Below are 22,643 nucleotides of genomic sequence, written 5' to 3' on the forward strand. Positions count from 1 at the left end.
GATGTCCAAATTGGAAGGTAAAGTTGCGCTTGTTACTGGAGCTTCTAGGGGGATAGGCCGTTCTGTTGCGCTTAAGCTTGCATCTGAGGGTGCAGATGTTGTCGTTAATTACGCAGGTAGTGAAGCGGCTGCTGCTGAAACCGTTGCTGCGATTGAAGCTTTGGGACGCCGTGCTATTGCGATACGTGCGAACGTTGGCAAAACACAAGAGGCAGATCAGCTTATCCAATCCACCATGGAACAGTTTGGCCGTATTGACATTCTCGTGAATAATGCAGGCATTACAAGAGATAATTTAATTATGCGCATGAAGGAAGAAGAGTTTGATCAAGTCATTGAAACGAACCTTAAAGGTGTGTTCAATTGCTTGAAAGCTGTAACTCGTCCGATGATGAAGCAGCGCTCTGGCCGCATTATTAACATCTCGTCTGTTGTAGGTGTGCTTGGCAATCCAGGTCAGGCGAACTATGTTGCAGCTAAAGCTGGCGTTATCGGCTTGACGAAAGCTTCTGCACGTGAGCTCGCTTCACGTAACATTACGGTGAACTGTGTCGCACCTGGCTTTATCGAGACAGATATGACAGATGCATTGTCTTCCGAAATGCGTGAACAACTGCTCCATGGCATTCCGCTTGCTCGACTTGGCCAGCCAGAGGATATTGCGAATGCCGTATTATTCTTGGCCTCTAACGACTCGTCTTATATGACGGGACAAACGATTCATGTCGATGGCGGCATGTATATGTAAGGCTTTTCCGTCTACTATAATAGTAGATGTTGAGCATTTTTTTGTTAGTTGATTGATATGGCAATTTACAAGGAATTCTCGTATAATACCAAAGAGGAGGTGAACCGGATGTCTGCAGAAGTATTTGAGCGTGTTAAACGTATTATCGTTGAACGCTTAGGCGTAGACGAAGCGGAAGTAACACTCGAAGCATCTTTCAAAGATGATCTTGGTGCTGATTCCCTCGACGTTGTGGAATTAGTAATGGAACTAGAAGATGAGTTTGATATGGAAATCTCTGACGAAGACGCAGAGAAGATTACGAGTGTAGGTGAAGTAGTCAGCTACATACAATCTCATACCTAAGGTTGTTCAAGTCCCGTTCATAACTGACGGGACTTCTCCACATTCAGTACATGTTTTAATGGTGAAGTCAACGGTACACAAATAGATGGTGTTGAAGTATAGAGCCGAAAGTGAATATAATTGAGGTGATCTTGTTTGAAGCATAGGGTTGTCGTTACCGGAATGGGTGTCATTACCGCTCTTGGTTCAGATATACCGACGTTCTGGAATCATTTGACGGAAGGGAAATCAGGAGTATCCAAGATTGAATCGTTCGATGTATCTGAATACTCTACTCAGATTGCGGCTTCGGTTAAAGATTTCAATCCAGAAGCGTATGTGGATAAGAAAGAAGTACGTCGCATGGATCGGTTTGTTCAATTTGCAGTAGCTGCTAGTAAAATGGCTGTTGAAGATGCTAAGTTGGACATGGAATCTGAGGATCCCGAACGTGTCGGTGTTATCGTTGGCTCAGGCATCGGTGGACTTGGAACTTGGGAAGAGCAGCATACGACATTGATGCAAAAAGGTGTAAAGCGCGTAAGTCCATTTTTTATTCCGATGATGATTGCGAACATGGCTTCGGGTCAAGTGTCGATGACAATTGGGGCTAAAGGACCTAACACAGCATCTGTATCGGCTTGTGCAACAGGTACTCACTCGATTGGTGACGCGTTCAAAATTATTCAACGCGGAGACGCTGATACGATGGTTTGCGGTGGTGCAGAAGCAACGATTCGTCCTCTTGGTGTTGCAGGTTTCTGTGCGATGCGTGCAATGTCCAATCGCAATGACGAGCCAGAAAAGGCAAGTCGTCCTTTCGATGTAGATCGTGATGGTTTCGTTATGGGTGAAGGATCGGGTGTACTCGTGCTTGAATCATTGGAACATGCGCTTGCACGTGGAGCACATATTTATGCTGAAGTCGTTGGCTACGGCATGAGCGCGGATGCGCATCATATTACAGAGCCAGATCCTAAAGGAGCTGCCAGCTGCATGCAGCGAGCGCTGAAGGATGCTGGTCTTGAGACTACTGATGTTGATTATATTAACGCTCATGGTACGTCTACGCCAGCCGGAGACAAATCCGAGACAAATGCGATCAAGATCGCTTTTGGTGATCATGCCTACAAATTAGCTGTTAGTTCAACGAAGTCGATGACCGGACATATGTTAGGTGCTGCAGGCGGTGTTGAAGCAATTGTATGTGCAATGACATTGAAGGAAGGCGTTATAGCGCCAACGATTAATTTGGACAATCCAGATCCAGATTGTGATTTGGACTACGTACCTAACGTTGCGCGTCAAGCAGACGTGAAGGTGGCTATGTCGAATTCATTTGGCTTCGGGGGCCATAACGCAACAATTATTTTGAAGAAATTCGAAGCATAAGGGGTCAGGCAGTTGAGTGCAGATCTGAAGCAGTTGCAGCAGAAACTCAACATTACATTTCGTAATCGTCAGCTGTTGAAGCAGGCGTTCACTCATGCATCCTATGTGAATGAACACCGCTTCGGACAGCATCAAGATAACGAAAGATTGGAGTTTCTAGGTGATGCCGTGTTGGAACTGACCGTCTCGGAGTTTTTGTTCGAGCGGTGCCCGACACGGCCTGAAGGAGAATTAACGAAGATGCGAGCATCGATTGTCTGTGAGCCTTCACTGGTCAAATTTGCGAATCAACTGCAATTCGGTCAGTACGTTCTACTAGGTAAAGGTGAAGAGCTGACAGGTGGTCGTACGCGACCGGCATTGCTTGCCGATGTATTCGAATCTTTCATCGGTGCGTTGTATCTTGACCAAGGGCTTGAAGCGGTTTGTGACTTTTTGCGGCGCTTTATTTTCCCTCATCTTACACTGGATGGGAAGCTGCAAACGAATGATTACAAAACACAGCTTCAAGAGCTTACTCAGCATCACAACTTAGGGGTGCTGGAATATCGAATCGTGGAAGAGCGCGGACCTGCGCATGAGCGTGAATTCGTATCCGAGGTTTACATGGGCGATCAATGTCTAGGCAGCGGCACAGGCCGTTCTAAGAAAGAAGCGGAACAGCAGGCGGCAGCCAAAGCATTGGAGCATGCAGTCATACCGAAATCATAACGTACTGTAAGCCGGCGCGTCGCTGCCGGCTTGTTTCGCAGAAAGAGCAAAGGGCAGCGTGCGAGACGGACGGAAGGATACCGTCAGCGGCTGGTTTTTGCTCTTTCTTTGTCCAGAAAGCAGTAGACGGATGCATAGGTACGAGGTGCATCGTATGAGTGGATAGCGATGTAGTACTAAGAAACGTTGAGGTGAATGGAGAACAATGTTCTTAAAGCGGTTGGAACTTGCAGGCTTCAAATCATTCGCCGATCGAACTGAATTGGAGTTTGTGCAAGGGATTACAGGTGTCGTTGGTCCGAACGGCAGTGGAAAGAGTAATATTTCGGACTCCATCCGCTGGGTACTCGGTGAGCAGAGTGCCAAGTCGCTGCGAGGCGGCAAGATGGAAGACATTATATTTGCAGGTAGTGACGCCCGTAAGGCAGTAAATTTTGGTGAAGTGTCGTTAACACTGGATAACAGTGATAGCGCGCTTTCTTTGGATTTTAATGAAGTTACCGTCACACGTCGTGTTCATCGCAGCGGTGAAAGTGAATATTTTATCAATAAACAGTCGTGTCGTCTTCGTGATATTACCGAGTTGTTTATGGATACAGGTATTGGTAAGGAAGCATATTCGATTATTGGACAAGGCCGGATCGAAGAAATCTTAAGTACTCGCTCAGAAGATCGTCGAGGTATTTTTGAAGAGGCATCGGGTATTGTCAAATACAAGTCGAGAAAGAAAGATGCAACGAAGAAGTTGGATGACACCGAACAGAACTTGCTCCGAATTCATGACTTGGTTACCGAATTGGAAGATCAGATTGGTCCATTACGGGAGCAGTCGGAGAAAGCTCGTCATTATAAACAGCTGCGTGATTGGCTGAAGACAAAAGAAATTGCTGTGTATGTCCATCAGATTCAACAGCTTCATGATCAGTGGCAGGCTGCAAATGAAAAGTTACAGACTCTGAAACATCGGGAACTGGAACTTGCGACAGTTGTAAGCGAGCATGATGCACAGTTGGAAGTGCATCGAATTGAGCTTCGTAAATTGGAAGAAGAGTTGGAAAAGTTCCAAGCTTCGCTTCTTCACTATAGTGAAGAATATGAAAAATGCGAGGGACAAGGGGAAGTGCTGCGAGAACGTAGACGCAACCTTGAAACGAATGAAGCCCAGTTGAAGCAGTCGATCGCTATGACATCTGAGCGAATGCAGGCTAAGGAGATGGAAGTGCAGGGTGTTCGTGATAAGTTGCGAGCACTTGAAGTAGAGCGGAGTGAAGTTCAGCGTCTTATACAGGACGAGCAGTCTAAGCTTGTTGGTGTTGCTGGCAGTGCGAATTCAAATGCTGAGGAATCGTTAAAAGGCCAATTGCTCGATATTATGAACCAAATGGCGCAGCAGCGAAATGATATTCGGTACTATGACCAGCAGCAAGAGACGCTGCAAAAACGGATGGACAAGATGTCTGCCAATCGCAGTAAGCGGGAGGCGGAACGTGCGGAGCTTCTTCATAAAATTGAAGAGACAAAGGGACGTACGGAAACACTCGCAGAAGACCTGCTATATATTCGCAATCGATATATGCAGGAGAATGAGCAGCTTAAGCAAGATGACAAGCTGCTAGAGGAAAGTGAGCAAGCGCTGCGCAAATGGCAGCAGAAGTATGATTCTCTCATTTCTCGACGAGATACAATGAAAGAGCTTCAAGATGATTTCGATGGCTTTATGCTAGGTGTCCGTGAAGTGTTGAAGGCTGCACGTCGACCGAATGGCTTATCTGGTGTTCATGGCGCTGTTGCAGAGCTTATACGTGTTCCTGAATATTTAGAAACAGCTGTCGAAACCGCACTTGGTGCGGCTTTACAGCATGTTGTCATGGAGAACGAAGCGGTTTCCCGTCAAGCGATTTCATTCTTGAAGCAGCGTCAATTGGGACGAGCTACCTTCTTGCCATTGGATGTTATACGCAGCCGGACGATGCACGATACGGATCGTAGAATTGTTGATGGTCTTGATGGCTTTGTAGGTATTGCTGCGGATCTTGTTCAGACGGATCGTGCATATAGTCAAGTTGTAGGTAGCTTGCTAGGTAATGTTGTTATTGCTGAAACATTGGAAGATGCGAACCGGATTGCAGCGAAGCTGAACTATCGTTATCGTGTAGTTACTCGTGAGGGTGATGTCGTTAATGCCGGCGGTTCCATGACCGGGGGAAGTTTAAACAAGAAAAGTGCGAACTTGCTCGGACGTCAACGCCAACTTGAGCAGTTGGATGAAGAGATTCGTGGAGTTGATACTCAGCTTGAGAAACTTTCCGTATCTGTGAAGGAACTGAAGCAGCGTACAACGACATCCATTAAACGGATCGAGGACCTACGTGAGCAAGGCGAAGCGAAGCGTATGAATGAGCAGCAGCTTGTTCATGAGATTGCTCAGCTGGAGAAAGAGGAACGTCAGCATGATACGTATGTAGAGGCTGAAGATCAAGAGCTATCGCTTGCAAATGAGGAAATGTCTACGCTCCAAGCGGGGCGTTTAACAGCTGAACAGCGTCTTGCTGAGCTTAAGGTTGAGGAAGATCGTTTGAATGTGGCGATCCAGTCGGCTGAACAGTCCCGCCGCGCGAGCGAAACGGCCAAGGAGGAGCTCCAAGGTCAATTAACGGACTTGAAAGTATCGCAAGGAAAGCTAGATCAAGAGCTCTTCTCGCTTAGTGAGCAGTTGAAGCGTTCTGAGCAGGAAGCGCATACGTACGAACAGGAATATTCACATCAGACTCAATTGCTTATTCAAGTTCAGATTGATCTGGAAACGGTTGAACGAGAGTCTGGCAAGCAGACAGAAGACTTGAACCATTTCCATGTGAAGAAGCAAGAGGCGTCGAAGCAAATCGAGTTCAAGCGTGCAGATCGTGCAGCACTTGTACAGCAACTTGATTTAGCTGAAAGTGAGACACGTGAGCAGCGTACAGAGCTGAAACAAACCGAAGAGGCAATGAGACAGACGGAAATTCAATCGAATCGAATGGATGTCGAGTTGGAAAATCTGCTGCGTAAGCTGAGTGAAGAATATGAACTAAGTTATGAAATGGCGAAATTCCGCTATCCTGTCCCAGAAGACATCCAAGCTGCGCAGCTCGAAGTGAAGGATTTGAAGCGTCAAATTCAAGCGCTTGGGGAAGTGAATCTGGGCGCGGTTGAGGAATTTGAACGTGTCAATGAGCGCTACCAGTTCTTAAGTGAGCAGAAGAATGACCTTATTGAGGCAAAGACTACGCTGTATCAAGTTATTAAGGAAATGGACGATGAAATGTCCAAACGTTTCAAGTCTACCTTTGATGAGATTCGCAAACAATTCGTAGTCGTATTTGCGAAATTGTTCGGCGGTGGCAGAGCTGATCTCGTTTTGCTGGAGCCTGATCGAATTTTGGAGACGGGTATTGATATTGTGGCACAGCCACCAGGGAAGAAACTGCAAAACCTTCAACTGTTGTCCGGGGGAGAACGAGCATTGACGGCGATGGCATTATTGTTTGCTATTTTACACGTGAAGCCAGTGCCGTTCTGCGTACTTGACGAAGTTGAGGCTGCTTTGGATGAAGCGAACGTGACTCGATTTGCACAATATTTACGTGAATTCTCGGAAGAAACGCAATTTATTATCGTTACTCATCGTAAAGGTACAATGGAAGAAGCAGACGTACTATATGGCGTGACGATGGAAGAAGGCGGCGTATCGAAGCTAGTATCCGTGAAGCTGGAAGATGATGAAGCGCATATTGCATAGAGCGGAGGAGAACGATGAGTTTTTTTAAGAAGCTAAAAGAAAGTATCGCGAAAAAGACAGAAGCGGTAACATCGGTCTTTAAAGAAGGTTTGGAAAAAACACGTAAAGGATTGGTTGAAAAAGTAACTGATCTTATTACACGTCGCAAAAAAATTGACGAAGAGTTCTATGAAGAGCTTGAAGAGATTCTCATTGGAGCGGACGTTGGCGTCACTACGGTAATGAATCTTATCGAAGATCTACGTGCTGAAGTGCGTAAGCGCAAAATTGAGGAAGCAGCTGAGCTTCAGCCTGTGTTGTCTGAGAAGCTAATTGAATTACTTCGCGGCGATCAAAATAACGAGCTTCGTATGAGCCCGAACGGATTGACGGTTATCTTATTTGTTGGTGTTAATGGCGTAGGTAAGACAACGACGATCGGTAAGCTTGCACATCGTTTCAAGCAAGAGGGTAAAAGCGTACTTATGGCAGCGGGGGATACATTCCGTGCTGGAGCGATCGAGCAGTTGGAAGTTTGGGGACAGCGTGTCGGCGTTGAGGTAATCAAGCAGCAAGCTGGTTCTGATCCGGCCGCTGTTATGTTCGATGCAGTACAAGCCGCGAAACAGCGCGGTGTCGATGTTCTTTTGTGCGATACAGCAGGCCGCCTACAGAATAAATCGAACTTAATGGAAGAGCTGAACAAAATCTTCCGTGTTATCCAACGTGAAGTTCCTGATGCTCCGCATGAAGTGTTGATGGTATTGGATGCGACAACAGGTCAAAATGCGCTTTCACAAGCAAAATTGTTTGGTGAGAAGAGTGGTGTGACAGGGCTCGTATTGACGAAGCTAGATGGAACAGCAAAGGGTGGTATCGTTGTTGCCATTCGTCAAGAGCTGAACTTGCCAGTTAAGTTTGTTGGCCTTGGTGAGAAAATGGATGATCTGCAGCAATTTGACTCAGAGCAGTTTGTTCATGCGTTGTTTGCTGGTATCATTCAAGATCAAGAGAAGCAAGAAGAGCCAACAGAGCAGGTATAAAAATATAGAGCCTTACAGGGCTAGAACAATAAAAGAAGCTAAACGCTCCTATGGGACAGTACCCATGTTAGACAGGGAGGTTTAGCTTCTTTTTTTATATGATAGAACGGGTAATGTTGTCGAGTAATTCTTACTTCACTTCATGCTGTAAAGCTGCTGTGTGATGTTTTTTTAAGGAAAACAAGAAGAACCCAATAAGGGATGAAATGGAATACATGACGCCAGCAAGAATATAGACCATTTGCGCGCCCCACAAATCAGCAATTAACCCGGTAAATGCGATCGATAGGCCGAAGAGAAGTGTCCCTAATGCACTTTTAGCTGCGTATAAGTTGGGCTGCTGATCAAGATCAACGTTTAGTTGGGTGTAAGTAAGTTGTGATACATCTCGCATTTGTGTGGCTGGGCCCATGATGAATACGATAACAAGTGCTATCCAAGGAGTGGTTGTAAACGCGTAGGCGAACAACATGAGACAAAACATTACTGATCCTATAATCATAGATGGCAGCAATTGATTCTGCAGTTGTTTGGCTCTTTTCATAATAAGATAGGCTCCAAAAATAGAACCTGCATAATAAGCGGCATTAATATAGCCCCACCATGCTTCCGATTCGTTCAATACTTGTTGAACAAATAGCAGTGTGACGCCTCCTATCCAAATTCCGTTTGCTAGCCCCTCGATAATATCCATCGTTGTAATAATACGTATGCGCGAATCGCGGAACAAAATTCCCCAGCCTGACCACATTGACTGTTTCTTAGCCGCTATGTCATTGACAGTAGAAGGAAGTGGGATGAACGCTAATAGTAATGCTGCTAATGATAGGATAACCGCACTTAACAACAGCACGTTGAAGGAGCCGAGCTGCTGAATCAATATTCCACCAACCGTCCATCCGAACATGGAAACGAACTGTGTACCCATATTGACGATACTGTTTGATTTCGCCCGCTGCTCTTCTTTCACAAGTCTTGGATATAGAGCGGTTGTGGCCGCGTTCGCACAGCCTCGTGAGTAACCAGAGATTACATTGCTTATGTATGCAAAAAAAACAATGAGAGGTACCGAGTCGATATCTGCAAGCTGTAGCAGAACGACAAAGAAGAGTGAGACGATAATGTTTATAAATTGAAACCGTCGTAATACTGTTTCTACGGACCATCGCTTATACCATAGTGGCAGCGTAAGACCACTGCATAGGGCGGATAATGAGCGAACAAGCGATATTCCCCCAGCTAATGCAGCTGAACCTGATAGTTGATATACGGCAGCAATCCAAGTCATCAGCCAAAGTGATGAAGCGAGTTCGGCAGCAGAGTGGTTAAACCACAATGCTTTGAATGACTTTCCCATCCTATCTCCTCCAATATGTAAGTACTTTCTAAACAAAAATGTTTCATAACTATATCATGGAAAAAGATTCCTGTCCATGTAGGTAATCTTATCGATAACAAATAAAAAGCACTTTCCATCCGAATCGGATAAAAGTGCTCTTTCTCATTACTCGTTTATTGGTGGCTGCTTATGGCAGCGACGACATACAGGGTAATAGCTGTCATTACCGCCAATTTGAATTTGTTCACCTGTATAAATAGGACGACCAGCCTCGTCTACTCTTAGATTCATTATAGCTTTACGTTCGCAGAACCAGCAGATAGTCTTCATTTCTTCGATTTTGTCTGCGTAGAGGAGCATGTAACGACTTCCTTCAAACAGCTCATTTTGAAAGTCATTCTTCAGCCCGAAGCCCATTACAGGAATGTGAAGCTCATCTACAATCTGGGTAAGTTGCATCACATGTTCATGCCCTAGAAATTGTACTTCATCAACTAAAATGCACGAAAGTGAATCGGCATGAGTGCGAACAATTTCCAATAGATTCGTATCTGGATGGATAGGTATCGCTTTGCGTCTTAAACCAATGCGAGACGATACAAATCCTACCTCATCTCGATTGTCGACTGCTGAGGTGAAAATGAGTACTGATTTGTTCTGCTCCTCATAGTTGTGTGCAACTTTTAAAATTTCGATGGATTTTCCACTGTTCATGGCACCGTAGCGAAAAAATAATTGAGCCAAACTAGCCACTCCCGTTCTTTCTAAATATCGAATCACATCATAACATATCTGAAGTCAGACGTATAGGAAGAGGAAAAAGACACCTGTCTTTGCAAGTGTCTACCTAAAAGAGAATGCTATGGAATTAAATCAGCTTACATCATCAAATGTTCTGTTGGTGCTGTGTTATAAAAATAAGCATTGCTTGACGTAGAAAGTGGGCTAGCTGTGGATGGATAAGATCGTAATAGGAACGAAATTGTTCCTCGTTCACGTACAGATCGGCAAGCTTGGCATATCCCTCCGGTGTAGTAAGGTACATGTGACTTACCCATGCGTAGTGGTGTCCAATCAGCCGCTGCACTTGTTCATCTTCGGGCTGAATACCAGCTTCAAGTAGTTGTGCGATGAGGCAGGCTAGCCTTTCATCATGCAGACCATTATCTTGTATCGATATTGAATCAGTTGAAGCATGCATGGTAAGTTGTCCTGCTTTGTCATACCGTTCTTTTAATTCCTTCACATAGCGATTCTGCTTCCCGTTGTCGAAGCCAGCGAAGCGCTGCTGCTCAGTCAAATCACATTCCCCACGTAAGTTGGCGATGGTACGATCCAACGTCTTGATTAGTGTATGAAGTCTATTTACTTTGCTTAATAGTAATTGGCGATGGTGCTGTAATGCTTCTGCTTGATTAAAAGTATCTCGCTTTATCATTTCATGAATATCAGCAAGTGGCAGATCAAGTTCACGGAAGAACAGTATATGCTGAAGCTTAATAAGCTGCTCTTGTTCGTAGTAGCGGTATCCGTTATCCCCATAGTATGCAGGCTTGAGGAGGTCGATTTGATCGTAATACCTGAGTGTGCGAACACTCACGCCTGAAATTTCTGCTACGTCTTGAACTGTATAGGGCACAGTGGCACCGATGTCAAAAGGATTGTAAGAGGTGTTCGTATTGTGGCTCTATATAGCCTTGTGAATCTATGACTGTCATTTGATTGTTATCATTCTATGATGTAGTCCGTTATACCTAGATAGTGTTGTCTGAGCTATATAGGATTGTATTAGAAAACGAGCCAATCAATTGACGTTCTCACCTCTACAATGTTGCATGCTTTGACAAAGCGGCTTCCCTCCTTATTCATGTCGTATTTCTGAGATAGTCTGCGCTGCAATCTGCGCAATTGGTTCTCAGCTTGCCTTGGTGCTCAATTGGCAACCATTCTAGATGTAGTGGCCTGGTGGTTTCTTGGGGTGCCTGCTCCTTTTCTTGCATTTGTCGCTCCTCCTTCTACTACCACTGTAAGGGATGACGTGGCGTCACAGTCAAGCATTATTTCTTAGAATTTACAATTGCCTCTATTACACGTTGAACATCTAAAAAATATCCAGAATCAAGAAGAAAAACGACACTTTTATCACTTATTTATAGGTATTTATACCTATAGTTACTACCTATTAGCTCTACTATAATAGAGTAGTGTTACCATAATTCCATAAAAAGGAGGATTTATCATGAAACAGAAGTATCCGTTCTCACGTTCCTTCCTACTTCGCACGCTGACTGCTGCAATAAGCGTATCTATGCTTGCATCGGGCACTGCTGCATTTGCTGCAACCGCGCCTTTGGCACAATCTGCATCTGCTCAAATAGCAAATGCACCTGCACCATGGTCAGCGACTCAAGCTTATACGGCTGGTTCGCGAGTCAGCTACAACGGCCAAGTATTCGAAGCCAAATGGTGGACACAAGGCGAGACACCAAATGCTTCGAATCAATGGGGCGCATGGAAAGTTGTTAGTGGAGGCGGCCAAAATGACACAATTGCTCCTACTGCACCAACGAATGTCGCTTCACCTTCTCAATCTGCCACTTCTATTACTCTCAATTGGAATGCTTCCACTGATAATGTAGGCGTAACAGCGTATGATATCTACCGCAACAATGTTAAGGCCGGAACAGCGACTACAACTACTTTTACAGACACTGGTTTGCAAGCGTTAACATCTTACTCCTATAAGGTTAGAGCCCTTGATGCAGCAGGTAATTTCGCTGATTCTACTGCTTTAACGGTGAGCACATCAAATGTTCCTATTCCTGGTGACGATCTCACAGTTGGTCAAAGTCGCGTATTGACTGATGCACAAGTTCAAAGCACTTGGGGCGGCATTGATCCTCAGTATGGACCTGATTTGGCTGTACAAGCAGTACAATCGATATTGCCCAAAGCAGAGTTTGAACTTTTGTTCCCAATGCGTATCGGTACAGCTGAATGGCACAACTTCGCAAAAACAAAAGATTACTATAAACCGAACCAAGCAGATTACTACTCCTATGACAACCTCATCGCTGCTGTGCGTGACGTAGCTAATATCAAGTACAAGATTGTATACCGCGAAGGCAGCACTTGGACACATCAAATATTCCGCTTAGATAAAGCCGCTAAGAAAGAGACACTTCTCTATGAAGAGAAAGACTTCAATTCAGAATGGAACCGTAATAAGGCCAAAATTCCTTATATAACTGATTTCGGTACATTCTTAAAGGAAGGCACGGAAAATAACAAGAAGCGTGAGCTAGCAGCATTCTTGGCTAACATTTCGCATGAAACAGGAGGAGGATGGGCGACAGCACCAGGCGGAGAACTTCGCTGGGCACTGTTCTGGAATGAAGAAATGGCTTATATCAATCAACCAGGGAGGGTCGGTTACGTAGCTGCAAGTACAGATTACCCGGCTGTAGCAGGGAAATCTTATCATGGACGTGGTCCAATGCAATTGAGCTGGAACTATAACTATGGTCTTATCGGATCTATTATTTTTGGTGACAAAAATGTCCTACTTCAAAATCCTGAAATGATAACAAATGAAGGCAAGCTTGGCTTCATGACAGCTATTTTGTTCTGGATGACGCCACAAAGTCCTAAGCCGTCTAACCATGACATTATTGTTGGTAACTATGTACCTACAGCTGCACAGTTGGCTAAAGGCTTAGTTCCTGGCTTTGGCGCTACAATTATGGTAATTAACGGTGGATTGGAAGGCAATAAAGACGAGACTGACTATCGTGTTAAGCGTCGTGTTGCTCATTACCGTGACATTACGACTAGAGTTGGTGCAAACATACAAGGTGAGAAGTTAGATACTCTTGGCATGCAGCCGTTCTAATAATCGAAGTGCGTCTGTGTTTATTGTAATAGATATAGTTAAGTAACTCTGAAAATGAGTATGGATAGGAATGGAGATAGAAATGTTGGTTTGAAGTGATAGTAGGCATGAAGACACGCATAATCATATACAGTCGTATTCGTTCACGAAACTGCAAGGTTGTAAATTAGTATGTACGTTTTGGGGGAGGTATATTAATGAATTTGAAGTATCCATTCTCGCGTTCTTTTTTACTTCGTACGTTGAGTGCTGTTGTAGGGGTCACGCTGCTAGCTTCTAGTGGACATGCGTTTGCTGCTAGCGGCAAACACGTCCATGAATCCGTTCAAACTGCGGCCTCATGGCAAGCGCAGAAGGTGTACAATGCTGGTGATATTGTGGTATACAAGGGGAAAGTATATCAGGCTAAGCGTACAACTTCAGGAGATCAACCATCTGGTTCATCGAAAGAATCGCCATGGAAGCTGATTGATAAAGACGATGACGACGATGATGACGACGATGATGATGACGATGACGACGATGATGACGACGATGACGATGACGATGACGATGATGACGATGATGATGGCAACAATGGCCCTGATCATCAGGCGCCTACAGCACCAGGGAAGCTCACATCTCCTGTGCAGACCTCGGGTCTAGTGAAACTCATATGGAAAGCATCAAAAGACAATGTTGGTGTTAAGAAATATGAGGTATATCGTGATAACGTAAAAGTAGGCGAGACGAATCGACTTGCGTTCACGGACACAGGCTTACAGGCGTCAACATCGTACACGTATTATGTGAAGGCCTATGATAAAGCGGGGAACTCTTCACAATCAGCTACAATTACGGTGAAGACGAAGGCTGTTATTATTGCGCCAGGTGATGGATTGGAAGTTGGACAAAGTCGAGCGCTATCGGACAAACAAGTTGTTCAGTTGTGGGGGGGCATTGATGCAAAATATGCTCCTGACAAAGCTATAGAAGCAGTTCAATCCGCACTGCCGCGAGCTGATTTTGAAGCGTTATTCCCATTGCGCTTCGGATCGACAGAATGGCATCAGAGAGCGAAGAGTCAACCTTTCTATAGTCCAGATTTGAAAGAATACTACTCATATGACAATCTAATTGCAGCCGTTAGAGATATTGCGAACATTAAATACAAAGTTGTATCACGAGTAGGCGTTGCGAATGCATACCAAATTGTCAGACTGGATAAAGCAGCTAAGACAGAAATGTTAATTTATCAAAGTCCTGATTTTAACGCTTCTGTGAATGTTGGTAAGTCTAAGTCAGTGGAAGTATCAGACTTCGGAACGTTCCTAAAAGAAGGTACGGAGAATCATCGTAAACGTGAGCTAGCTGCTTTCTTAGCTAACATTGCTCATGAAACCGGAGGAGGATGGCCGACAGCACCAGGTGGTGAGCTTCGTTGGGCGTTGTTCTTTAATGAAGAAGTAGCATATGCAAACGATCGGACGAAGATCGGTTATATTGATACTGAGAATAAGGATTATCCTGCTGTAGCAGGTAAGTCTTATCATGGTCGCGGACCCATTCAGTTAAGCTGGAATTACAACTACGGCTTAATTAGTTCCATTATATATGGGGACAAAAATGTTCTGCTTCAAAACCCTGAAATTATTACGCAAGACGGCAAGATGGGCTTCTTGACAGGTATTTTGTTCTGGATGACACCTCAGGCACCTAAACCATCAAGCCACGATATTATCGTTGGAAACTGGATACCAACAGCAGAACAGCTTGCTAAAGGACTTGTTCCAGGCTTCGGCGCTACTATTATGGTCATTAATGGTGCCCAAGAGGGTAATAAGGGAGAAGACGACAATCGTATTAGACGTCGTGCGGCTCATTATCGTGACATAACAGGTAGAATTGGTGCGAACATTCAAGGTGAGAAACTTGATACGCTTGGTATGCAGCCTTTCTAAGTAAACAGATTAGTAATGATTGTAGTTCGGTATTTGTAATTTTTCATCCTCTAATAGCTTCTGTTGGGCCCTTCGCTGAGCGATCTGCGAAGGGTTTTTTTATGTTGTTAAGGTATATTGCTTGACAATTGAATGGGTTTCAGATAAGATAAAAAACGTCGATGGGCTGTAAAGTGTTTTTCCTTGACGAAAGGAGTGGCCCGTATGAACGAAGAACAGATGTTAGCGAAGACGAATCGAATTAACATGCTGTTTGATTTCTACGAACCGTTACTAACAGAAAAACAGCAAACCTTTTTGAAATGTTATTTTCATGATGATTTCTCCTTAGGTGAGATTGCAGCGGAATTTGGGATTAGCCGTCAAGCGGTATATGAACATATTAAGCGTGCCGAACAAACCCTTGATACTTATGAAAGTAAGCTTAAGCTTCTTGCTAAGTTCGAAGAGCGTTCGAAACTGCTAGCCTCCCTGCAAGATACCTTGATAGAACATATGCAAATACCCGACCCGCAGCGTGCGGAACTGCAGGAGATTGTCCGTGAACTGCAGGCGTTGGATTAAGGGAACGGGGTGACTAACCATGGCATTTGAAGGATTAACGAATCGCTTGCAATCAGTATTCAGCAAGTTGAAGGGTAAAGGAAAAGTTACCGAAGATGATGTAAATGAAGCAATGCGCGAGGTGCGTCTAGCGCTTCTCGAAGCTGATGTCAACTTCAAAGTAGTAAAAGAATTTATCGCAAAAGTTAAGGAAAAAGCTATCGGCCAAGATGTCATGAAGAGCTTTACGCCAGGCATGGTCATCATCGATATCGTCAATAAAGAATTGACAGATTTGATGGGTGGCTCTGCTGCTAAGTTGGCGAAAGCTAATAAACCGCCTACTGTCATTATGATGGCTGGTTTGCAAGGTGCTGGTAAGACAACGACATCTGCAAAGTTAGCTAAGCTTCTTCAGAAGCAGAATCATAAACCATTGCTTGTAGCGGCGGATATTTACCGTCCTGCTGCGATTAAGCAGCTTCAAGTACTGGGTGAACAGATTAAGGTGCCGGTATTTACACTTGGAGATCAAGCGAATCCAGTTGATATCGCGCGTCAAGCGATGGATCATGCACGTGAACAACATTTGGATTATGTCATTATTGATACGGCTGGTCGTTTGCACATCGACGAAGCGTTGATGGACGAGCTAAAGCAAATTCATGAGACGGTTAAGCCAGATGAAGTATTGCTAGTCGTTGATGCAATGACAGGTCAAGACGCTGTTAACGTCGCTGAAAGCTTTAATCAGCAGCTGACACTGACAGGGGTTGTATTAACGAAGCTTGATGGAGATACGCGTGGTGGTGCTGCGCTATCTGTTAAGGCAGTTACTGGTTGCCCGATCAAGTTTGCAGCGCTAGGTGAGAAGATTGATGCATTGGAGTCGTTCCATCCAGAACGTATGGCTTCTCGTATTCTGGGTATGGGTGATATGCTCTCCCTAATCGAGAAGGCACAAGCGAATATTGATGCTGATCAAGCTAAGGAAATGGAGCGCAAGATGCGTAACGCCGAATTTACGTTCGACGATTTCCTAGAGCAAATGCAGCAAGTGAAAAAGCTTGGACCTTTGGATCAAATTCTTGATATGATACCTGGCATGGGTAAAATGAAACAGCAGGCGAATATGCAAGTTGATGAACGTCAGATGGATCGTATCGAAGCGATTGTCCGTTCCATGACTAGCAAAGAACGCCAAGATCCAGATTTGATCAATCATAGCCGTCGTAAACGTATTGCTACTGGTAGTGGTACTCAGCTCGCTGATGTGAATCGCTTGATCAAGCAATTCGATGAAATGCGTCGTGTTATGAAGCAATTCTCGGATATGATGGGACCTAAAGGCCCGAAAATGATGAAAAATTTAAAGAGCAAAGTCGGTAAAGGAATGCGTTTCCCGTTCCGCTAAGCTCCAATATAATGAGATTTTATTAAGGAGGTGAATTTCGTGGCAGTACGTATCCGTCTTAAACGTATGGGTGCTCATAAGGCGCCTTTCTACCGTGTAGTTGTATCTGACTCCCGTTCCCCGCGTGACGGTCGTTTCATCGAGGAGATCGGTCATTACAACCCAGTTGCTCAACCAGCTGTAGTAAGCATCGACGAAGAAAAAGCGTTGAAATGGCTTCAAACTGGTGCTCAAGCTTCTGATACAGTGCGCAACTTGCTTAGCAAAGCTGGCGTTATGAAGAAGTTCCATGAGTCTAAACTTCAGAAGTAATTCATTCGTTCGGAGGGTCGGAGATGAAAGAGTTGGTGTCAGTAATTGCACGCGCTTTGGTCGATCATCCGGATGATGTCCGTGTTGAGGTTGTGGAAAAGGAGCATGTGCTCGTTTATGAACTTCATGTTCATCCCGAAGATGTCGGTAAAGTTATCGGCAAACAGGGCCGCATTGCGAAAGCACTTCGCACGGTCGTTACATCAGCAGCCGTGAAGGTTCCTAAGCGGGTAGCTGTGGACATTATTTCTTAATAAGTCGAAACGGGTTAGGATACGTTCCTAACCCGTTTTCGTATATTTTTATTATGTTTTGTTGGAAACTGTTATAAGAACTAACTATCTTCTTATTGAAGTGATGTGCTTGATTGGCGCAGGAGGTTGAATGATGAACGAGAAGTTGATTACAGTTGGAGAGATTGTAAATACACAAGGTATTCGCGGAGAATTAAAAATTGTTTCTCATACGGATTTTTCAGAAGTCCGCTTTGCAAAAAATAGTCAGCTGTTTATCGTTGATGAAGCAAAGAAGTTGCACTTGCCTGTAACGGTCGAGAAAGCTCGTGAGCATAAAAAATTATACATTATAAAGCTGAAAGAATACGACAACATTAATGATGTCGAAAAATATAAAGGCTGCTTGCTTAAAGTATCCGAAGACCAACAAGTGAAGCTCGAAGAAAATGAGTTCTACTATCGTGACATAATTGGCTGCCGTGTCATCAGTGATGCAGTTGAAGAACTTGGTGTTATCAAGGAAATTCTATCTCCAGGAGCAAATGATGTGTGGGTTGTAAAGCGTCCAAAAGGTTCGGATTTGCTATTGCCGTACATTGAAGATGTTGTACTTGAGATTAATGTGCAGGACAAGCTTATAAAGGTTCACTTAATGGAGGGTCTGCTCTAATGCGCATTGATGTTCTAACGCTTTTCCCTGAAATGTGTGAGGGTGTATTTGGCGCAAGTATTTTGGGGAAAGCGCGTGAAAAAGGGCTTGTATCTTTAAATACGGTCAATTTCCGCGAATACGCTACGAACAAACACAATACCGTCGATGATTATCCATACGGAGGCGGCGGTGGAATGGTGCTCAAACCAGATCCAATATTCGGAGCAGTTGAGGATGTTATTCAAAAGGCATCTATTGAACATACTGAAGGTGAGGACGGAGCTGAGAAGCTTACATTACGCCGTCCTCGTGTTATTTTAATGTGTCCGCAAGGTGAGACATTTACACAGTCTAAGGCGGAAGAGCTATCACAAGAAGATCATTTGATCTTTATTTGCGGACATTATGAAGGATATGATGAACGTATTCGCGAGCATCTTGTTACGGATGAGCTTTCCATTGGTGACTATGTGTTGACAGGGGGGGAACTGCCTGCAATGGTCGTGGTGGATTCTGTAGTAAGGCTGTTGCCAGGCGTTCTTGGTAATGAATCTTCTGCGATAACGGATTCATTCAGTACTGGTTTGTTGGAATATCCTCATTACACGCGTCCAGCAGATTTCCGTGGCTTGAAAGTGCCAGATGTACTGTTAAGTGGACATCATGCGAATGTTGAAGCGTGGCGTCGAGAACAGTCACTTCGTCGAACAATAGAGCGCAGACCAGATCTGCTGGATAAAGTCGAACTGAGTGACAAAGATCGAGCTATTTTGCAACGACTGAAATCAAACCATTCGAAATGATTGATAACGATAGAAAAGCGGCTGTTTCTATGGGTAACGACATCCATGAAACAGCCGCTTGTTGTTCCTTCTATAAGAATAAAATGCGGTGATCATATTAGGTTATCTGAAACGACAAAAGCCCTACCTCTCTTTCGTCCTTGCGGCTCCGATGACCGCGCCAGTGTGAATCAAGTCTACCATCGTCAATTCTTTAGGGTTAGTTGGGAATTAGACAAGATATGAGGAGTTTAATTATTCTTGTTTGAGGAACTCATATGGGTGAGGGTTATACATGCAACTTTTATAGTATAGCACATCTGAATGAATAAGTATAGCTGTTCGTATATTGTTCGTATATAATAGAACGATACGCGGTATATATACGAGCGATGGGCAGTTAGTAAGGTACTTCTTATTCTTGAATGGAGAGATGTGTCATGAAATTACACACAGCAGACTATCGCTGTGCGGAAGTAGTTGCAAGATTTTTCGCCAAGCATATTCAGGCATCGCATGATGGAATAAGTAATCTTGAGTTTTTGTGTCCAGATGGAGCAAAAGCTGCATGTCGCAGGCAACAAGTTATAATAGCGGCAGAAGAAAGCAAGTTGGTGGGCGCACTTCGATTTTATCGCAGAAAGACCAGTAACTCTGCTTCACTGTATCAATTTGCTCTTAATGAACGTTTTCGAGGCAATGGGGTAATAGCGAAAATGCTGCGAAAAATAGATGTGGAATATATTGAGGCTAGCTGTTCTACAATGTCTACCTTTAATGTTTATTACGAAAAGACAGGGTGGCAGTGTGTGCAAGAAAGTCGTGGGATGTACATATGGAAGTATCAGCTTTAAATCTTAATGGCTAGGAGCATAGATAATAATGACTAATATACAAGATTATCGCCAACGTGCAGATGTAGTTAAATTGACCGCAGACGAACAGGCGTGCCAACTACTTGAAGAACTGCTTCAAGAGCTAGAGTCTTTGCACGATGCAAATGAAAGACTGCGTAAATCCCTCTTAGCGTCAAGAGCCTCAAGTGGGATGTCTAGCAAGTTAAGGGATGCACTATATGAATAGTCGGGTCATTTAAATGAAGTTTACAAATGAAAGAGCAGTTGTTGTTATCTGGTATGGATTGTTATCATCCCTTTATATGGATAGGTATGCTAGAAGTGCGCCAGAAGCTCACCATTGTCACATTTCGTGTATGTATGAACAGCACAAAGATTAGATATTTATTTTGCAGTTAATTATCTTGTGCAAGAGGTAGTCGTATGCTATAATGAATTTTGTTGTTTCAATACGGCGGTCCTCTACAGATGATGACGAGCATGCAAATAGAGCATCTCCGAGATGTAAGAACGCCTGTGTGGAAGGAGGGAGTCATAGATGAATATCGTACAAGCGATTACTCAAGAACAACTTCGTAAAGATGTACCAAGCTTCCGTCCTGGTGATACTTTGAAAGTACATGTCAAAGTTATCGAGGGAACTCGTGAGCGTATCCAACTTTTCGAAGGTGTTGTAATTAAACGTCGCGGTGGCGGAATCAGTGAAACGTTTACTGTTCGTAAAATTTCCTACGGTGTAGGAGTTGAGCGTACATTCCCGATTCACTCGCCAAAAATCGATAGAATCGAAGTGGCTCGCCGTGGTAAAGTCCGTCGTGCGAAGCTTTATTATCTTCGTAACCTACGCGGTAAAGCAGCGAGAATCAAAGAGATTCGATAATGAAAGACCGGGGGCTTGCAATCTCGCAAGCCCCTTTTGCTATTCTTTAAACAATTTGGTACGCTAATGATATGTAAGTTACATTGGATAAGCATCCTAGGAAGAAAGCGGGGCACGGCCTATGGAGCAAGATCAAGTATCGAATCAAACATCTGTGGCGGAACAATCGACGCAGCCGCGACGAAAAAACGAGCTGGTAGAATGGATTAAGGCGATTGCTGTCGCTGTCACGCTCGTTGTGTTAGTGCGTTGGTTATTATTCGCACCATTTATTGTCGATGGCCCATCAATGGAGCCGAATTTCTACACGGGTGAGCGTCTTATTGTTAATAAGGTTTTGTATGATTTCCGTGAACCGAAGCATGGAGAAGTTGTTGTATTCCACGTGCCAGCAGAGGATCGCGATCTCATCAAGCGTGTAATTGGTGTAGCCGGTGATACGATCGAGTATCGTGGAGACGACTTGTTTGTGAATGGTAAGAAAGTAGAGGAGCCATACATACAAGAAGCAATTGCGGAAGCGCAAAAGCAAGGTGGAACTTATAACAACAGTGATTTCCCGAATGAAATGAGATCAGAAAATAAAGTTCCAGAAGGTCATATTTTTGTTATGGGTGACCATCGCGACAATAGTACAGACAGCCGTGTATTAGGCTTTATTCCATTGAGTGAAGTAATTGGACGTGCTGATGTCATTTTCTGGCCATTGAATCAGATGAAGTTTATAAATCATTATTAAAAAATACAGCATAGATAAGGGAGGTGGAACGCGATGTCGATACAATGGTTTCCTGGGCATATGACAAGAGCACGTAGGCAGATTCAAGATAAGCTGAAGCTTATTGATGTAGTCATTGAGCTATTGGACGCGCGCTTGCCGCTTTCCAGCCGAAATCCAATGATCCATGAGATTCTTGGTGATAAACCAAGATTGATCATTATGAACAAGTGCGATTTGGCTGATCCAGAAGTGACTGCAAAATGGTTGGAAGTCTTTCGTAAAGAAGGGCATGCAGCGATTCCAGTGGACGCTTCGTCTGGATATAATATTCAGAACATCCAAGTGGAAGCACGTAAGCTGCTGGAAGCGAAGTTTGAGCGCCTAATAGCTAAAGGATTGAAGCCACGACCTATTCGTGCTCTTATCGTAGGTATTCCGAACGTTGGTAAATCCACATTGATCAATAAGCTGGCGGGTAGACAAGTTGCTGCTACGGGCGATCGTCCAGGTGTAACGAAAGGCCAACAATGGATTCGGGTAGGTTCTGAAATGGAGCTGCTTGATACGCCGGGTATTTTGTGGCCTAAATTCGAGGACCAGATGGTTGGTTATCGTTTGGCGGCTACCGGGGCAATTAAAGATCAAGTGTTGAATGTGGAAGATATTGCCTTCTATGCACTGGAGTTTATGTCTGCTCATTATTTGGAACGCCTTAAAGAGCGTTTCGAATTGGAAACGCCACTTCATGATATTGAGGATCCGAACGAGATTGTCTCTATTATGGAGGAAATCGGACGTAAGCGTGGTTGCTTGGTCAGTGGTGGGCGCGTCGATCTTGAGAAGGTTTCAGGCATTATTTTGCGTGAGCTTCGAGCAGGCAAGATGGGGCAAGTTACGTTGGAACATCCTTGATGTACGATTGCAATAAAATATGCTTTTCAGTAAGCTGCTTCGCCATTGGGTGGGCAGCTTTTTGTGTTGGTCTGGGGCACCTAGAGAGTACTGCGGATTGATGTTGAATCATTTTCATGTAGCATTTGTGAACAACCCTTGTTACTATCAATTGGGAATGGTTCGAATGAATGTTCATTTGTTTATCT

Annotated in this window: 22 protein-coding genes; 19 read left to right on the top strand and 3 right to left on the bottom strand. The window is 44.2% G+C overall.

What is annotated here, in order from left to right; genetic code table 11:
- Position 1 precedes the first annotated feature (1 nt).
- The 6 genes from fabG to ftsY all read left to right on the top strand — a co-directional run bounded on the left by fabG (position 2) and on the right by ftsY (position 7,975).
- Positions 2-748, top strand: coding sequence for a 3-oxoacyl-[acyl-carrier-protein] reductase (gene fabG / locus IFO66_RS01775; protein ID WP_192023481.1), 747 nt, complete (start codon positions 2-4; stop codon positions 746-748).
- A gap of 108 nt (positions 749-856) precedes the next feature.
- Entirely contained in the window at positions 857-1,093 is a 237-nt protein-coding gene (gene acpP / locus IFO66_RS01780) for an acyl carrier protein (RefSeq protein WP_028595617.1), read from the top strand.
- Positions 1,094-1,228: 135 nt separating this feature from the next.
- Positions 1,229-2,464, top strand: coding sequence for a beta-ketoacyl-ACP synthase II (gene fabF / locus IFO66_RS01785; RefSeq protein ID WP_192023482.1), 1,236 nt, complete (start codon positions 1,229-1,231; stop codon positions 2,462-2,464).
- Between the two features lie 12 nt (positions 2,465-2,476).
- A complete protein-coding gene (gene rnc / locus IFO66_RS01790) occupies positions 2,477-3,175 on the top strand; it encodes a ribonuclease III (RefSeq protein WP_028595615.1) in 699 nt (232 codons plus the stop codon).
- Between the two features lie 205 nt (positions 3,176-3,380).
- Positions 3,381-6,953: a chromosome segregation protein SMC gene (smc, locus tag IFO66_RS01795; protein WP_192023483.1), complete on the top strand. Its 3,573-nt coding sequence runs from the start codon at positions 3,381-3,383 to the stop codon at positions 6,951-6,953.
- A gap of 14 nt (positions 6,954-6,967) precedes the next feature.
- Positions 6,968-7,975 (top strand): signal recognition particle-docking protein FtsY, encoded by a 1,008-nt coding sequence (ftsY, locus tag IFO66_RS01800; RefSeq protein ID WP_192023484.1) that lies wholly within the window; start codon positions 6,968-6,970, stop codon positions 7,973-7,975.
- A 130-nt stretch (positions 7,976-8,105) separates the two neighbouring features.
- Here ftsY and IFO66_RS01805 read toward each other — a convergent pair whose 3' ends face one another.
- The 3 genes from IFO66_RS01805 to IFO66_RS24025 all read right to left on the bottom strand — a co-directional run bounded on the left by IFO66_RS01805 (position 8,106) and on the right by IFO66_RS24025 (position 10,953).
- Entirely contained in the window at positions 8,106-9,332 is a 1,227-nt protein-coding gene (locus tag IFO66_RS01805; RefSeq protein WP_192023485.1) for an MFS transporter, read from the bottom strand.
- Between the two features lie 147 nt (positions 9,333-9,479).
- Entirely contained in the window at positions 9,480-10,058 is a 579-nt protein-coding gene (locus tag IFO66_RS01810) for a thymidine kinase (protein ID WP_192023486.1), read from the bottom strand.
- 142 nt (positions 10,059-10,200) lie between these two features.
- On the bottom strand, positions 10,201-10,953 hold the full coding sequence (locus IFO66_RS24025) for a MerR family transcriptional regulator (protein ID WP_337912554.1): 753 nt from the start codon (positions 10,951-10,953) through the stop codon (positions 10,201-10,203).
- A gap of 600 nt (positions 10,954-11,553) precedes the next feature.
- Between IFO66_RS24025 and IFO66_RS24035 the strand changes: the two genes are divergently transcribed.
- From IFO66_RS24035 to ylqF, 13 genes are all read left to right on the top strand, one after another.
- Positions 11,554-13,206, top strand: coding sequence for a glycoside hydrolase family 19 protein (locus tag IFO66_RS24035; protein ID WP_192023487.1), 1,653 nt, complete (start codon positions 11,554-11,556; stop codon positions 13,204-13,206).
- Between the two features lie 197 nt (positions 13,207-13,403).
- The gene (locus IFO66_RS01825; RefSeq protein ID WP_192023488.1) at positions 13,404-15,146 is read left to right on the top strand and encodes a glycoside hydrolase family 19 protein; all 1,743 of its coding nucleotides are present in this window, start codon (positions 13,404-13,406) and stop codon (positions 15,144-15,146) included.
- A 204-nt stretch (positions 15,147-15,350) separates the two neighbouring features.
- A complete protein-coding gene (locus tag IFO66_RS01830) occupies positions 15,351-15,710 on the top strand; it encodes a putative DNA-binding protein (RefSeq protein ID WP_192023489.1) in 360 nt (119 codons plus the stop codon).
- 19 nt (positions 15,711-15,729) lie between these two features.
- Complete coding sequence (ffh, locus tag IFO66_RS01835; RefSeq protein WP_192023490.1) at positions 15,730-17,103, top strand: signal recognition particle protein; 1,374 nt, start codon at positions 15,730-15,732, stop codon at positions 17,101-17,103.
- 39 nt (positions 17,104-17,142) lie between these two features.
- Positions 17,143-17,415 carry a 30S ribosomal protein S16 gene (rpsP, locus tag IFO66_RS01840; protein WP_144991032.1) on the top strand — a complete coding sequence of 91 codons (273 nt, stop codon included), beginning with the start codon at positions 17,143-17,145 and terminating at the stop codon, positions 17,413-17,415.
- A gap of 23 nt (positions 17,416-17,438) precedes the next feature.
- Complete coding sequence (locus IFO66_RS01845; RefSeq protein WP_144991030.1) at positions 17,439-17,669, top strand: KH domain-containing protein; 231 nt, start codon at positions 17,439-17,441, stop codon at positions 17,667-17,669.
- A gap of 133 nt (positions 17,670-17,802) precedes the next feature.
- Positions 17,803-18,321, top strand: coding sequence for a ribosome maturation factor RimM (gene rimM / locus IFO66_RS01850; RefSeq protein WP_192023708.1), 519 nt, complete (start codon positions 17,803-17,805; stop codon positions 18,319-18,321).
- Positions 18,321-19,106, top strand: a complete 786-nt coding sequence (trmD, locus tag IFO66_RS01855) for a tRNA (guanosine(37)-N1)-methyltransferase TrmD (RefSeq protein WP_192023491.1) — start codon at positions 18,321-18,323, stop codon at positions 19,104-19,106. The genes rimM and trmD overlap by 1 nt, the downstream gene beginning before the upstream one ends.
- A gap of 419 nt (positions 19,107-19,525) precedes the next feature.
- A complete protein-coding gene (locus IFO66_RS01860) occupies positions 19,526-19,939 on the top strand; it encodes a GNAT family N-acetyltransferase (RefSeq protein ID WP_192023492.1) in 414 nt (137 codons plus the stop codon).
- 28 nt (positions 19,940-19,967) lie between these two features.
- Entirely contained in the window at positions 19,968-20,168 is a 201-nt protein-coding gene (locus tag IFO66_RS01865; protein WP_192023493.1) for a Ni2+-binding GTPase, read from the top strand.
- Between the two features lie 312 nt (positions 20,169-20,480).
- A complete protein-coding gene (gene rplS, locus IFO66_RS01870; RefSeq protein ID WP_192023494.1) occupies positions 20,481-20,822 on the top strand; it encodes a 50S ribosomal protein L19 in 342 nt (113 codons plus the stop codon).
- Between the two features lie 121 nt (positions 20,823-20,943).
- A complete protein-coding gene (gene lepB, locus IFO66_RS01875; RefSeq protein WP_192023495.1) occupies positions 20,944-21,561 on the top strand; it encodes a signal peptidase I in 618 nt (205 codons plus the stop codon).
- Positions 21,562-21,594: 33 nt separating this feature from the next.
- The gene (gene ylqF / locus IFO66_RS01880) at positions 21,595-22,455 is read left to right on the top strand and encodes a ribosome biogenesis GTPase YlqF (RefSeq protein WP_192023496.1); all 861 of its coding nucleotides are present in this window, start codon (positions 21,595-21,597) and stop codon (positions 22,453-22,455) included.
- The last annotated feature ends 188 nt before the right edge of the window (positions 22,456-22,643 follow it).

The sequence above is a fragment of the Paenibacillus arenosi genome (assembly GCF_014841135.1).
GTDB lineage: Bacteria > Bacillota > Bacilli > Paenibacillales > Paenibacillaceae > Paenibacillus_B > Paenibacillus_B arenosi.